General features: G+C 56.1%; 12 protein-coding genes. 8 read left to right on the top strand and 4 right to left on the bottom strand.

The genetic code is table 11. From position 1 onward, the window contains the following. From NR302_RS21590 to NR302_RS21560, 7 genes are all read left to right on the top strand, one after another. Positions 1–1554, top strand: a complete 1554-nt coding sequence (locus NR302_RS21590; RefSeq protein ID WP_258145839.1) for an ABC transporter ATP-binding protein — start codon at positions 1–3, stop codon at positions 1552–1554. Then, entirely contained in the window at positions 1538–2653 is a 1116-nt protein-coding gene (locus NR302_RS21585; protein WP_258145836.1) for an ABC transporter permease, read from the top strand. Before NR302_RS21590 ends, NR302_RS21585 begins: the two co-directional genes overlap by 17 nt. Continuing rightward, complete coding sequence (locus tag NR302_RS21580) at positions 2650–3588, top strand: ABC transporter permease (protein ID WP_258145834.1); 939 nt, start codon at positions 2650–2652, stop codon at positions 3586–3588. The genes NR302_RS21585 and NR302_RS21580 overlap by 4 nt, the downstream gene beginning before the upstream one ends. 3 nt (positions 3589–3591) lie before the next feature. After that, the gene (locus NR302_RS21575) at positions 3592–4014 is read left to right on the top strand and encodes a cupin domain-containing protein (RefSeq protein ID WP_258145832.1); all 423 of its coding nucleotides are present in this window, start codon (positions 3592–3594) and stop codon (positions 4012–4014) included. A gap of 1 nt (position 4015) precedes the next feature. Beyond that, positions 4016–4789, top strand: a complete 774-nt coding sequence (locus NR302_RS21570) for a cysteine hydrolase family protein (protein ID WP_258145830.1) — start codon at positions 4016–4018, stop codon at positions 4787–4789. Beyond that, positions 4786–6171, top strand: coding sequence for an amidohydrolase (locus NR302_RS21565; RefSeq protein WP_258145828.1), 1386 nt, complete (start codon positions 4786–4788; stop codon positions 6169–6171). The genes NR302_RS21570 and NR302_RS21565 overlap by 4 nt, the downstream gene beginning before the upstream one ends. A gap of 202 nt (positions 6172–6373) precedes the next feature. After that, entirely contained in the window at positions 6374–7477 is a 1104-nt protein-coding gene (locus tag NR302_RS21560) for an NADH:flavin oxidoreductase/NADH oxidase (RefSeq protein WP_258145827.1), read from the top strand. Between the two features lie 68 nt (positions 7478–7545). On the opposite strand, the gene NR302_RS21555 is transcribed toward NR302_RS21560, so the two are convergent. The 4 genes from NR302_RS21555 to NR302_RS21540 form a co-directional block, all read right to left on the bottom strand. Then, on the bottom strand, positions 7546–8763 hold the full coding sequence (locus NR302_RS21555; RefSeq protein WP_258145826.1) for an aromatic amino acid transporter: 1218 nt from the start codon (positions 8761–8763) through the stop codon (positions 7546–7548). Positions 8764–8991: 228 nt separating this feature from the next. Further along, the gene (locus NR302_RS21550) at positions 8992–10002 is read right to left on the bottom strand and encodes a Gfo/Idh/MocA family protein (RefSeq protein WP_258145824.1); all 1011 of its coding nucleotides are present in this window, start codon (positions 10000–10002) and stop codon (positions 8992–8994) included. A gap of 10 nt (positions 10003–10012) precedes the next feature. After that, positions 10013–10834: a TIM barrel protein gene (locus tag NR302_RS21545; RefSeq protein ID WP_258145822.1), complete on the bottom strand. Its 822-nt coding sequence runs from the start codon at positions 10832–10834 to the stop codon at positions 10013–10015. 131 nt (positions 10835–10965) lie between these two features. Then, positions 10966–12402 (bottom strand): sugar porter family MFS transporter, encoded by a 1437-nt coding sequence (locus NR302_RS21540; protein WP_258145821.1) that lies wholly within the window; start codon positions 12400–12402, stop codon positions 10966–10968. 392 nt (positions 12403–12794) lie between these two features. Between NR302_RS21540 and NR302_RS21535 the strand changes: the two genes are divergently transcribed. Then, positions 12795–13952: an alpha-hydroxy acid oxidase gene (locus tag NR302_RS21535; RefSeq protein ID WP_258145859.1), complete on the top strand. Its 1158-nt coding sequence runs from the start codon at positions 12795–12797 to the stop codon at positions 13950–13952. Position 13953 lies beyond the last annotated feature (1 nt).

Genomic DNA, 13953 nt, shown 5'->3' with positions numbered 1-13953 from the left:
ATGACAGCAACAGCAAACATCCGCGTCGCGCTAAACAACATCACCAAACGCTTTGCGCGCGTGGTGGCCAATGACGACGTCTCGCTCAGCATCAAAGCCGGTGAAATCCACGCGCTGCTGGGTGAAAACGGCGCGGGCAAAAGCACGCTGATGCAAATCCTTTACGGCCTGTATCAGGCCGATGAAGGCAGCATTGTGGTGGATGGCAAAGCGCAGCGTTTTCGCGATCCCAGCGATGCCATCGCCTGCGGCATTGGCATGGTGCATCAGGAATTTATGCTGGTGCAGCCAATGAGCGTTGTGGAAAACGTGGTGCTGGGTCTGAAAGAGAGCGCCAGCGGCGTGCTCAATTTGCCCGCAGCAGCGGCGCGTTTGCAGGCGCTGTCGGATAAACATGGGTTAGCGATCGATCCCTGGGCGAAAGTGCAGCATCTGCCGATTGGCGTGCAGCAGCGCGTGGAGATCCTCAAGCTGCTTTATCGTGATGCGCAGGTGCTGATTCTCGACGAACCGACGGCGGTGCTGACGCCGCAGGAGAAAGCTGGCTTGTTCGCTACTTTGAAATCGCTGTGCGCGGAAGGCCGTTCGGTGGTGATCGTCACTCACAAACTGTATGAAATCATGGCGATTGCCCATCACGTTTCGGTGATGCGCGGCGGAAAAATGGTCGATTCGGTGGACATTAAAGACACCTCGGAACGCGATTTGGCGCGCCGTATGGTGGGGCGCGATGTGGAGCTGCGCGTGGAGAAAACGCCGTGTCAGCCGGGCAAAACAGTGTTGCAGGTGGATAGCATTGCGGTGCGTGATGCCAGCGGACAGCAAAAAATCTGGCGCGTTTCGCTCAACGTTGCCGCCGGAGAAATCCTTGGCATTGCCGGTGTCGAAGGTAACGGCCAATCGGAGCTGGCGGAAGCGCTGCTTAACCTGCGTGAACTGGAAGCCGGTCGCATTCTGCTGAATGGCGAAGATATCAGCGACGATTCCCCCGCTACGCGCCGCCATAAAGGTATCAGCTTTATCCCGGCAGATCGGCGCGGCGTCGGTTCGGTGACCGATTTATCGATTACCGATAACGCCATGCTCGGCCGCCAGCGCACCTTTACCCGCGCGGGCGGGTGGCTGCTGGACCGTCAGCGCATCAGCCAGCATGCGCGCGACATCATCGCCCGCTTTGCGGTACGCACGCCGGATGCTGATTTTGAAGCCGGAAAACTCTCCGGCGGTAATCTGCAGAAGCTGATTCTGGGCCGCGAAGTCGCCAGCAATCCCTGCTTACTGGTGGTTGAACAACCAACGCGCGGGCTGGATGTCGGCGCGATTGAGAGCGTGTGGCAAGGTTTGATGGCTGCACGCGATCGCGGCTGCGCCATTCTGATGATCTCCGCCGAGCTGGAGGAGATCATCAACCTCTCCGATCGCATCGCGGTGATGTACAGCGGCCAGATCGCCGGTGAATTGGATGCTGCCGACGCCACGCCAGAACGCCTCGGCGAACTGATGGCAGGCGCGCACCTGAAAAAAACCGGAGGCAATCATGAAGAAGCTGCTTGAGCGACGTCTGGCGCCCGCCGAATCAACTGGCGCGCTGATGCTGACCAGTTTCTGCGGCATTCTGGCCGCTTTCATTATAGCCGGTTTGCTGTTTATTCCGTTTGGCGGCAATCCGCTCTCCGCTTACGGCTTCCTGTTTGACGCTGCGTTTGGCTCGCTGCGCAGCTTCGGTCTCAGTCTGGTGCAAGCCACACCGCTGATGCTGATTGCGCTGGCAACCATCGTGGTGTGGCGCGCCGGGCTCGGTTATATCGGCTTTGAGGGCTGTTTTCTACTCGGCGCAGCAGCAGCCAGCTGGATCGCCCTTTCCGGCACGCCGCAGGGTTTGCCGTGGGCGATTCCCGCGCTGCTCTACTGGCCGATGGTGCTGATTACCGCATTCCTGGCGGGCGCGATTTGGGCCGGTTGGGTTGGCGCGTTACGGGTGAAGTTCGGCGGCAATGATGTGCTGATCTCGCTGATGGCCAACTATGTCGCGCTGTTCATGGTGCAATATCTGGTTTCCGGTCCGATGCGTGCGCCGGGCGATCTGCCGCAAACACCACGTTTGCCGGTGGAGAGCTGGTTGCCGTTCGTGATGAACGGCATGCGCGCACATTGGGGCATCGCCATCGCGTTGGTCGCCACGCTGTTCGTCTTCTGGCTGATGCGCGCCACGCCCGCTGGCTTCGAAATCAAAATCGCCGGACTGAATCCGCGTGCGGCGCGCTACAGCGGCGTGGATGTCAATCGCCGTCAAATGGGTGCGGTTTTACTCGGCGGTGGATTGGCGGCGCTGGCAGGATTGTGCGCGGTATTGGGTGTGCAACATCGCCTGATGGAAGGGATTTCTGGCGGCGTCGGCTTTATCGGCGTGGTGGTGGCCTTACTGGCGCGCCTCAATCCGCTGCTGGTGATCCCGACCGCCATTCTCTACGGCGGGCTGGAAGTCGGCGGCAGCGCGATGCAGCGCCAAACCGGCTTGCCCACTTCGGTGGTGTTGATTCTGCAAAGTCTGGTGGTGTTACTGATTCTGGCCGGCGATCTGCTGCGCTACTACCGCATCAACCTGCCCGGCGGGCGTAAATCGCGCCGCCAACTGGCGGAGGAACAATCATGAATCTGTGGATGAATCTCGATACCGCCTTTTTCGTTAGCTGGCTGGCCGCTGCGGTGCGGCTTGCCGGTCCGGTATTACTGGCGGCGCTGGGCGAAATTTATGCCGAGCGTTCTGGCGTGCTGAATATCGGCATTGAAGGCACCATTCTGCTCGGCGCGCTTTCAAGCTACATGATGGCGGTGGAGAGTGGATCGACCGCGCTGGGCTTTATTGCCGGAGGCGTTGGCGGGTTGCTGGTAGGCTGCGTGCTGGCGGCACTCTACCTGCGCGCCCATGCCAGCCAGATTGTGGTGGGCATCGTCTTTAATATCCTGGCCGCCGGATTAGCCACCTGGATTTACGCGCTGGTAATGGGTAACGATTCCTCGCCTACCATCCCAATGCTCGAACCCTGGCATGTGCCGCTGCTCTCTTCGCTGCCGTTTATTGGCCCGGTTCTGTTCCAGCAGCCGCTGCCGCTCTATCTCACTTTGTTGCTGGCGGTGCTGGCGCACTTTGGTCTGTTTCACACCCGCTTTGGCCTGTCGCTGCGCGCGGTGGGCGAAAACCCGCGTGCGGCGCATGCCTCCGGGCTCAACGTGTTAAAGATCCGTACGTGGGGCGTGCTGTTCTCCTGCGTCGGTGCCGGTTTGGCGGGTAGCTATCTGGTCACCGCGCAGATCGGCCTGTTCCGCGACAACATCGTCAGCGGACAAGGTTTTATCGCGCTGGCGATCGTCATCTTTGGTCGCTGGAGCCCGCTGAAAGCGCTGGTCGCCGCCTTTATCTTTGGCGCCGCCGACGCCCTGCAACTGTCGCTGCAGCTGTTTGAAAACACGCTGCCGCCGCAGGTGCTGCTGGCGCTGCCTTACTTGCTCACCATTCTGGCGATGTCTGGCGTGGTGGGACGCACATTGCAACCTGGCGCGTTAACGCAGCCTTATCGAAAGGAATAACGTATGAAATCGTTTCGTTTCAACAATTTTGCGGATGTTAAGGCGTTCCGTATCAGTCCGGATAGCAGCAACTATTTCGCCATCTTGTTCGACAAACCGTTAGACGGCATTGAGAACATCTTCGTGGTAGAAATCTTCAATGTCGGTGGCGCTACGCCACCGAATGAGCACGCCACCGCGCACGAGTTCTTTTATGTATTGCACGGCGAAGGCGTGGCTCGCTGCAACGACGAAGAACTGGCGATTGGCAAAGGCGATTCGTTGCTGCTGCATCCAGGTAACGACCATGCGATTCGTAACACCGGTAACAGCAAACTCTACACGCTAACGATGATGACGCCGAATGAAGGCTTCTCGGAGCTGATTCGCAGCGGTGACCCTGTCACGCTGGATGAAGAAGATATCCGCGTATTAACGGGAGCCTGATATGCCGGAAAATGTTTTAGGCAGCAGTCGACATAATCAGTGGCGCGTTTCATCGAACGTAATTGATACACGACGTCCGGCGCAGGCGTCGCGCACCGTGCAGCTCACCACGCGCGGCCGCTCGGTGATTTTTGATCTGCAGCGTACGGCTATCGTGGTGATTGATATGCAGAACGACTTCTGTCATCCCGAAGGCTGGCTCGGACATATCGGCGTTGATGTCACACCCGCGCGTGCACCGATTGCGCCGTTACAGGCGTTGCTGCCGACATTGCGCGCTGCGGAAGTGCCGGTGATTTGGCTCAACTGGGGCAACCGCGCCGATAAGCTCAATCTCAGTCCCGCCTTGTTGCACGTTTATAACCCTAACGGTGATGGCGTGGGATTAGGCGATCCGCTGCCGGTTTCCGGCGCGCCGGTGTTGCAGGCCGGCAGCTGGGCGGCGGAGGTAGTGGACGAACTGACGCCTGATGCCGAAGACATTCGCGTCAACAAATACCGTATGTCCGGTTTTCAGGACAGCGAGCTCGATAGCATCCTGCGAAATCTCAACGTCACCACCCTGCTGTTTGCTGGCGTTAACGTCGATCAATGCGTGCTGTGTACGCTGCAAGACGCTAACTTCCGTGGTTACGACTGCCTGCTGCTGGAAGATTGCAGCGCCACCACCTCGCCCGATTATTGCCGCGATGCCACGCTGTATAACGTGCAGCAATGCTTTGGTTTTGTGGTCAATGCCGCCGAATTACAGCAGCAACTGGAGTGCCAATCATGAGTTACCTGCTGGCCGACGGCTGGATTATCACCATGAATCCGCAGCGCGAGATTCTGGAACAGGCCAGTTTGCTGATTGAGGATAAGACCATTCACGCCATCGGCACGCGCGATGCGTTGCAGCAGCGCTATCCGGAAGCGGAAATCATCAACTGCCGCGAACGCATCATCATGCCGGGCATGGTGAACACCCATACGCATCTGTTCCAGACGCTGCTGAAAGGTCTTGGCGATGACATGGTGCTGAAAAAGTGGTTCACCTGCATGACCGGACCCAGCGCCGTGGCGTTGACCGAAGAGGATGTTTACGCCGCCGCGCTGCACGGCTGTATGGAATCATTGCGTTCGGGCGTCACCTCGCTGGTCGATTTTATGTATGCGCATCCACGGCCAGGATTAACCGCCAAAGTGATCGAAGCCTTTGAAGTCAGCGGCATTCGCGGTCATGTGTGTCGCGGCTTCCTCACCAGCGGCGCTGAGCACGGCATTCCTGCTGAACTGATCGAAACGCCGGAACAGGCGCTGGCCGATGCACGTGAAGTGATTAATCGTTATCACAGAGTCGATGGCCGGGTAAAAGTCGGTCTGGCACCGAGCATGATTTGGGCGCTGGATGAGAAAGTGCTGCGCGGCACACGCCAGCTGGCGAATGAAACCGGCGTGTTGATCACCACGCACGTGGCGGAAACCGATTTTGAGATCGAGCAGGCGCAGCTGCGTTTTCAGGCCAGCGATACCGAATTCCTCAGCGATATCGGCTTCCTCGGCCCGGATGTGCTGGCGGTGCATTGCGTGCAGTGTAATTCGCGGGACATCCGCGCGCTCAAACATCACGACACACGCGTGTCGCACAATCCCTGCAGCAATCTCTATCTCGCCTCCGGCGTGCCGCCGATTCCGGAGATGCTGGCCGCCGGTTTAACCGTGGGTTTAGGTTCAGATGGCCCAGCCAGCAGCAACAATCACAATCTTTTCCAGGCGATGAAAGTGGCGGCGCTGCTGCAAAAAGGCGTGCACCGCGATCCCACTATTATGACGGCGGAAAAAGTGCTGGAGATGGCCACCATCGACGGTGCGCGTGCTATTGGCCTCGACCATCTGGTGGGTTCGCTGGAAGTCGGCAAACGCGCCGATGTGGTGATTGTCGATACTTCGCATCCCGCGATGACGCCGATCCATCATCCGGTTTCGTCACTGGTCTACTCGGCGCTCGGCCATGAAGTCAGCGATGTGTTTGTTGATGGCGTTTATCTGCTGCGCGCCGGTAAGTTTACCCAGCTGAATCAAAAAGAGGTGATGGCGCGTTCGCAACGTGCAGCGCATTCGCTGGCGGTGCGCACCGGCAATGATAAAGCGCGCGGCTGGCGATCGGCGGCATTTTGAGTTGAAGTGCTAATATTTTATCTTTTTAAGTCTGGAAATGATGATTTATTAGCATTAAATAGGATGCCAGCCTCGTAATGAGCCGCGGCGGCACATTCCGCTTAACTTACTTTTTGCTACAACATTCAAACTCATAGCCCTCTGCAAAATGCGCTTTTGGCCCTAAGCTTAAAGCCATTCAGCCACTGATGATGAGGTTTCAATGAGTTTACTGTTTAGTGCGACGCAACTGGGTAAGTTAACGCTCGATAATCGCATCGTGATCGCGCCGATGTGCCAATACTCGGCGCAGGATGGCAAAGCCAGCGCCTGGCACCGCATTCATCTCGGGCAACTGGCACTTTCCGGCGCCGGTTTGCTGATCATCGAGGCGACGGCCGTTGAAGCGGACGGACGTATTTCTCCCGGTGATTTAGGCTTGTGGGACGATGCAACGGAAGCGGCGCTGGCCAGCGTTCTGCACGATATCCGTCAATATTCTGACATTCCATTTGGTATTCAACTCGGTCACGCCGGACGTAAAGCGTCCTGCGCCGCACCGTGGCTCGGTGGCAATCAGTTGTCACTGGAACAAGGCGGCTGGCAAACCGTTGCGCCTTCCGCGCAAGCCTTTAATTCTGAAGATCGCGCGCCGGTGGCGCTGACGAAACAGGACCTTGAGCGCCTGAAACAAGCCTTTGTTGCTAGCGCGCAGCGCGCAGCCAAACTCGGTATTCAGTTAATTGAACTGCACGCCGCGCACGGCTATTTGCTACATCAGTTCCTGTCGCCGCTGAGTAACCAGCGTGAGGATGAATACGGTGGTTCGCTGGAAAATCGTCTGCGTTTCCCTCTGGAAGTATTCCACGCGGTGCGCCGCGCCCTGCCGGATTCGGTGGCGGTTGGCGTGCGCCTCTCGGCAACGGATTGGGTTGAAGGTGGCTGGGATGTTGAGCAGTCGATTGTATTTAGCCAGCAGCTCGAAGCGGCGGGCAGCGATTACGTGCACGTTTCCAGCGGTGGCCTGTCACCGCAGCAGAAAATTACCGTTGGTCCCGGCTATCAGCTGCCTTTTGCCCGCGACATCCGTAAACAGGTTAAGATTCCGGTGATTGGTGTGGGCCTGATAACGGAGCCAAAGCAGGCAGAACAAGCCTTGCAGGAAGGTGATGCGGATTTGATCGCGCTGGCGCGCGCGGTACTTTACGACCCACGCTGGCCGTGGCATGCCGCCGCTGAATTGGGTGCGCAGGCCAAAGCACCACCGCAGTATCTGCGTTCCGAGCCTCACGGCCTGAAAGGCACGCTGATTACCAACAAAGAGTGATGGTTTTGACCCGGTGCGCATTTAAGCGCACCGGTTAAACGTAGGGTCGCCATTTATGGCGACCACTATCACCCACCAAATTCCGGCAACACCCCAAACCAGCTCAGCAGCCAGGCCAGTATATTCATCGCGCCAAACACCAACAGTAAAACCACCGCCAGCGAACAGCGTTGTTGTGATTTCCACGCCAGCATGGCCGGGATGATCACCGCCCATAAAGTGGCAAACAGTCCGGCAAAACCAATCGCCGCGACAAAGCCATTCGGCCAGCAAATCGAGGCGAGTAACGGCGGCAGGAAAGTCAGGCTGGCGGTTTTCAGACGCGCGCCGGGTGAATTCCCGAATCCCAGACGATCGGCGATGAAATCAAACAGACCAGCGGTAACGCCGAGGAATGAAGCGATCACCGCGAAATGCGAGAAGATCGACATCATCAGCGCCAGCGCATTTACGTGCAGATGATCACGCAGCGCCGCCATCAGTGCCGCGATATCACCGCCATGCTTCACAATCTCGGGAAACGCGTCGCGCGGAAGATTGCCCATGGTGCTGGTCAACCAAAACAGATACAGCGCCAGCGACAGTAAGGTACCCAATACCAACGCGCGCGTAATGTTCTGCTTATTACCTTCGTAATAACTCACCAGACCGGTGATGTTGCCGTGATAACCAAACGACGCGAGACAAAACGGCAGCACGCCGAGTGCATAAGGCCAGTACTGTTCGCCTGCAGCGGGCGCGCTCAGTAACGACGGCACGTTTACCTGCGTTATTAAGCCGCCAAACAGCACGATCAACAGCAGAATTTTTGCCAGCACACAAAAGGTCATCAAGCGACTGACGCCGGTGGTGCCGAGCCACACCACTAAAGCAACGCACAGCGTGAGCAATATTTTGGCTTCTGCGGTAGAGATCGGTAATCCCAACTGACTGATGGAGTGCTGATACACCGGGCCGCTGGCCGAAATGTAGGCGTAAGTGAGAATGCCGAGGACAAATAAGATGCTAAGACCATTGAGCGCCGCCCAGCCCCTTCCGAGCAAATCTTTGGTTAAGGTGTCGTAACCCGCGCCAGGCGGATACTTGAGGCTGACGCGCATAAACAACAAGCCGGACAGCAACATACCGCCCCAACTGATCAGCAGTAACACCATCGCCCAGCCAAACCACGCGCCCGCCATCACCACCGGCAGCGTAAACATCCCTGCGCCCACCACGGTGCCGCAAATAATCATCGCGCCCCACCATACGGAAGGCTGGCGGCGGGACAATGTCATCTCCGTCATCACTTATTCCCTACAAAACTGCTTAAAGTCGGCGATGATACACGGGAAAACGCTGAGATGAGAGTGTGATACGAGATAAAACGCTCGCCATTATGCAGGTGCGCGTTAATGCGCACCCTACGAAAAAAGCGCCAATCCTTTGTAGGGTCGCCATTTATGGTGACCGAAAGACGCTTAGCTGACGAGCATTACGCCATCAAGACGCGCGTTTATGGAACGGAAAAGAACTTATTCATAGAACGCAGGTTTCGCCGGCATGGTGATCGGCACGATGTCACCGGAGTTTTGCGCCGCAACGCAGGCATCAGCCGCGACCTGCGCCGCGTAACCATCCCAAGCGGATGGGCCGGTCATCTCACCTGATAACACGCTGTTGATGAAATCCTGCAGCTCCACGTCATAGGCATCGATGAAACGCTTTTTCCAGTCGGTAAGAATACTGGTGGAAAGTTTGGCCGCGCTGCGCGTCTGCACCGACATCGGCTCAGGCAAACGTGCGATACCGCTTTCGCCCACCACTTCGCACTGAATATCGTAGCCGTAAGCGCAGTTAACGAAGATTTCCACGTCGATGCGCACGCCTTTGGCAGTTTCCAGCAGCACGATTTGCGGATCTTTCAGATGCGAGGCCGCTTTACTCGTGGAGCGTGGATAGATTACCTGCGCGCTAACGTAATCATCTTTCAGCAACCAGCGCAGCACATCGAGCTCATGAACCAGGGTGTCGGTGATAGCCATATTGGTGGTGTAAGAATCGCCGACTTCGGGATTGCGGTGCGCGCAGTGCAGCATCAGCGGCTCACCGATCTCACCGTTCTCAATCACCGCTTTCAACGCACGGTAACCGGCGTCGTAAGGACGCATAAAGCCAACCTGCACCAGTTTCTTACCGGCGGCGATTTCCGCCTCAACGATGTTCATGCAACCCTGCGCGGTGACCGCCAGCGGTTTTTCACAGAACACCGCTTTGCCCGCTTTGATTGCCGCCAGCACGAACTCTTCGTGAGTTGGGCCCCACGACGTGACCAGAATTGCCTGCACTTCTGGCGCGTTGATCAGGTCGTGCGCGTTGTCATAAATCTCCGCCTGAATTCCCAGATCTTTAACGATCTGTTCGCAGTTGCTGCGGTTAATGTCATTCAGCGCCACTACGCGCGAATGTTGCAGCACCTGGCTACAACGACGGATGTGTTCGCGACCGATCGCGCCCGTGCCGATTACACCAATATTGAGCGTCATGAAGTGTTCCTTAATTATTCAGATAAGCAATGCTGGATTGGATTTCCTGAGCAATCTGTTCTTCGCTCCAGCCATCCATTACGGAAGAAAACGGTTCAAAAGCGTAGATGCCGCGATAGCCCATCTCTTCCAGACGCTGCACTTGTTGTTTCGATTTCAGCAGATCGTCGGCGCTCAGCATGATGCGCTCTTCGTCAGTTAGCTGATTTGTTGGGCGCGCATCGGTGACGCCAGAGAGATGCACCAGCCCGATGTTATTGACGTCGACGCCGCCAGCAAAGTCTTGCTCAGCGCCTTCGTACAAGTAGTGGTGAAAAGTATCCAGTACGATTTTAAACGGCGCGCCCGCCTGCTTGATCAGCTGTTGTGCCAGAGCGGCAGAACGCAGCGAACTTTGCGGGAACCCAAGCGGCTCAACCAGACCAGTGATGCCATACTCGGCGAACAGCGGTGCAAGTGTTTTTAACGCATCGACGGTTTGCTGCTGGGAAATAACCGTGCCGTCATTCAGTGGGCAAAGCACTAACGCTTTAGCGCCGGTTTCACGCGCAGCATTTAATAAAGCGTGCGTCTTCTCCAGCACCTCATCGGTTAATTGGTTAAACGGATAAACCGCATTAATGGTTTCGATTGTGAACGCATGTTGCTTAGCCAGCTCACGCACTTTTTCACCGGATAAATTATCAGTCACGCTGCCACTTTTCATATCATTGCGGATTTCGACTTTATTTAACCCTAACTTTTCAACCAGAGAGAAAAAACGCTCGAGGCTAAGGTTGGGCGCAATTTTACGATTAATGCAGAGTCGGTCATGGCTTATTTTGTAGGTCATGGTGTGTTCTATCCTGAAAGAGTAATATTATTTACTTTCTGTTTTGTTGTGACGCGTCGATATCTTGCGATAGTAAGCGATGTCGTTTTGCTGCTCTGCCAGAACTTTGATTGATTTACATCAACGCAACATCATTTATACAACTCATGGAAGTAGTGCTCGACCTGCTCCAGGCTGCGCCCTTTGGTTTCCGGGATGGTGCGCAACACGAACATCGATCCACCAATACCAATCACCGCAAAAGTTAAGAAGGCTCCGGCGAGGCCAAACGCCGCCAGCAGCAGCGGGAACGCCATCGAAATGGCGAAGTTCGCCATCCACAGCGCAAACACCGCGCCACCCATACAAATGCCGCGCATACGCGCCGGGAAGATCTCAGAAAGCAACAGCCAGGTAACCGGCGACAGCGCGCCTTGCTGGAAGCACAGGAACATCAACATCCCCGCCAGCACCAGATAGGCGCGCAGCAGATTAACGTCGCCTGCCGAATGATATTCCGGCATAAAGAAGCACACCGCCGCGATAAAGAACAGGCACGCGGTGCAACCCATCTGTCCAACCAACACCAGCGGACGACGGCCGATTTTGCCGATCATCCAGATACCGACCAGCGTCATCAGCACCGAAATCACGCCGTTAGCGATGGTGGCGAACAGCGCGGCATCGTTGCTCAAGCCGGTTGCCGTCAGCATGGTCGGCGCGTAATACATGATGGTGTTGACGCCGGTAAGCTGCTGAATCGCCGCAATGCCGATGCCAAGAAGGAACACTTTGCGCAGCCACGGCGTACGCAGATCGCGCAGGCGGCCTTTGCCCTGTTGCCGGTTCTCTTCGATGGTTTCTTCAATCTCTTCTAGCTCCCAATCGACATCATCCGCCGCGCGGGTTTTCTCGAGCACTTTGCGCGCTTCGTTGTTGTTACCGCGCATCACGTGCCAGCGCGGGCTTTCTGGCATAAAGATCATGCCAAACCAAAGCAAAACGGCGGGGACAGTCGAGATGGCGATCATCCAGCGCCAGGTGTGCTCCCCGCCCCAGATTTCGTTGAAAGTGGCGTTGGACACGTACGCCAGCAGTTGGCCCGAAACAATCATCAGCTCCTGCAAAGTCACCAACTGGCCGCGCTTATTGGCTGGTGCGATTTCCGCGATATACACCGGCACCGTAGCCGCCGCGCCACCCACGGCGACACCAAGGAACAGACGTGAAGAGATCATTGAGATGACATCCGGCGCGAATGCCGAACCGATAGCGCCAAGGGCAAAAATAAAGGCGAGGGAAATAATGATCTTGCGACGTCCCAGCGCGTCCGCAAAATGACCGGCAAGCAGCGCGCCGAAAGCCGCGCCAAATAGCAGTGAACTGGTGACTAATCCGGTGGTAAATGGCGTGAGTTGCAAATCGTCACGCATAAACAGCAAAGCGCCCGATACCACGCCAGTATCGTAGCCAAACAGTAATCCACCCAGCGTGGCGACCAGCGCGATTATTTTAACAAAGGGCTCGGTGCGTGTGGTGCTATTCGGGCCGGAAGCCGTGCTGGTGGATATATAAAGTTCTCTTTCCATAATACCTCCTGGTAAAAAATACATAAGGAAATACGGCAGAACAAAACAGAGCATTCACGCTAACGGCATTTTTATTTCATGTTAATTTTTATTTGGAATTTGTTTTCCGAAATGTGAGTTCAAGCATTTTGGTGTTTTTATTTTGATGGAATTGCATCAGGGGAGAGTTTTATTTAGGCTGGATTCATCATGGTAATTAAAAAGGTCGCCATGAATGGCGACCTTACGTGTGCGGTGATATTAACTCCGTAGGGTCGCCATTTATGGCGACCGTCTATATGCATTTCGCGCATTAACATTGCCGAATTATAGATTTGTAAAATCTCCCTCGTGCAATAGCATTGATTTCTTTGCTTTTCCCCTACCGTCTCGCCAACTGGATCATCACCTTCATGCGCAATATGCAGTCGCGTTGCCTATCCCTGAACGACTTCGAGAAGTACGCCAAACGTCATCTACCGCATCCGCTGTTCGCCTATGTTTCTGGCGGCGTCGAGGACAATATCGCGCTCCGCAACACGCTGGCATCTTATGCGCGCTACAGCCTGATCCCGGAAAACATGGTGGATGTGTCGCAGCGCAACATCGGGGTTGAGCTGTTTGGGCAAAGCTACGCGGCACCGGTTGGCATAGCGCCGATGGGCATCTCGGCGTTAACCGGTTTTGATGGCGATTGCACGCTGGCACGCGCGGCGAAAGAGAAGAAAGTGCCGTTTATCATGAGCGGCTCCTCGCTGACGCGGCTGGAAGATGTGGCGCAAGTGAATCCCGATATGTGGTTTCAGGCCTATCTGCCGAAAACGCTGGAGGAGATCGATGCGCTGATCGATCGCGTTAAGCGTGCCGCGATTCCGGTGCTGGTGATCACCGTGGACACGCCGGTTAAGGCCAACAGGGAAAACAACGTACGCGCCGGATTCGCTACGCCGTTCCGACCCAGCCTGCGTTTGGCGTGGGAAGGTATCACGCATCCGCGCTGGTTAACCGGAACCTTGCTTAAGACGATGCTGAAAAGCGGTATGCCCTATTTTGAGAACAATCATGCGCAGCGAGGCGCGCCGCTGTTCTCGAAAAACGCGGTGCGGGATTTCAGCGGCCGCAGCCACTTAACCTGGCAGCATATCGAACATATCCGCGCGCACTGGCCGGGCGCGATGGTGATTAAAGGCATTCTCAGCCGTAACGATGCGCTGCGCTGTAAAACCATCGGCATCGACGGGATTGTGGTGTCCAATCATGGTGGACGACAGCTGGATACGGTGATTCCGCCGCTTTATGTGCTGCCGGAAATCGTTGCAGCAGCGGGTGAAATGACGGTGATGTTTGATAGCGGAATTCGACGCGGCACCGACGCCATCAAAGCTATCGCGCTGGGCGCAAAAGCCTGCTTTGTCGGGCGGCCATTTAATTATGCTTGCGCGGTCGGCGGTTTAGCGGGCGTAAATTTGGCCATCGATTTGATTACCAGCGAGGTTAGCCGCGATTTAGGCATGTTAGGCGCGGCTTCACTGGCGGATTTAGGGGAGAAGCATTTGCGGTTGGTTGGTTGAT

This window comes from Pantoea sp. SOD02 (genome assembly GCF_024707505.1).
GTDB classification, from domain to species: Bacteria; Pseudomonadota; Gammaproteobacteria; order Enterobacterales; family Enterobacteriaceae; genus Pantoea; species Pantoea symbiotica.
This window is presented reverse-complemented; position numbering and strand designations above follow the sequence as displayed.

Coding starts and splice junctions, on each gene's coding strand:
- NR302_RS21590 (WP_258145839.1), top strand. CDS start 1: ATGACAGCAACAGCAAACATCCGCGTCGCGCTAAACAACATCACCAAA.
- NR302_RS21585 (WP_258145836.1), top strand. CDS start 1,538: ATGAAGAAGCTGCTTGAGCGACGTCTGGCGCCCGCCGAATCAACTGGC.
- NR302_RS21580 (WP_258145834.1), top strand. CDS start 2,650: ATGAATCTGTGGATGAATCTCGATACCGCCTTTTTCGTTAGCTGGCTG.
- NR302_RS21575 (WP_258145832.1), top strand. CDS start 3,592: ATGAAATCGTTTCGTTTCAACAATTTTGCGGATGTTAAGGCGTTCCGT.
- NR302_RS21570 (WP_258145830.1), top strand. CDS start 4,016: ATGCCGGAAAATGTTTTAGGCAGCAGTCGACATAATCAGTGGCGCGTT.
- NR302_RS21565 (WP_258145828.1), top strand. CDS start 4,786: ATGAGTTACCTGCTGGCCGACGGCTGGATTATCACCATGAATCCGCAG.
- NR302_RS21560 (WP_258145827.1), top strand. CDS start 6,374: ATGAGTTTACTGTTTAGTGCGACGCAACTGGGTAAGTTAACGCTCGAT.
- NR302_RS21555 (WP_258145826.1), bottom strand. CDS start 8,763: ATGACGGAGATGACATTGTCCCGCCGCCAGCCTTCCGTATGGTGGGGC.
- NR302_RS21550 (WP_258145824.1), bottom strand. CDS start 10,002: ATGACGCTCAATATTGGTGTAATCGGCACGGGCGCGATCGGTCGCGAA.
- NR302_RS21545 (WP_258145822.1), bottom strand. CDS start 10,834: ATGACCTACAAAATAAGCCATGACCGACTCTGCATTAATCGTAAAATT.
- NR302_RS21540 (WP_258145821.1), bottom strand. CDS start 12,402: ATGGAAAGAGAACTTTATATATCCACCAGCACGGCTTCCGGCCCGAAT.
- NR302_RS21535 (WP_258145859.1), top strand. CDS start 12,795: ATGCGCAATATGCAGTCGCGTTGCCTATCCCTGAACGACTTCGAGAAG.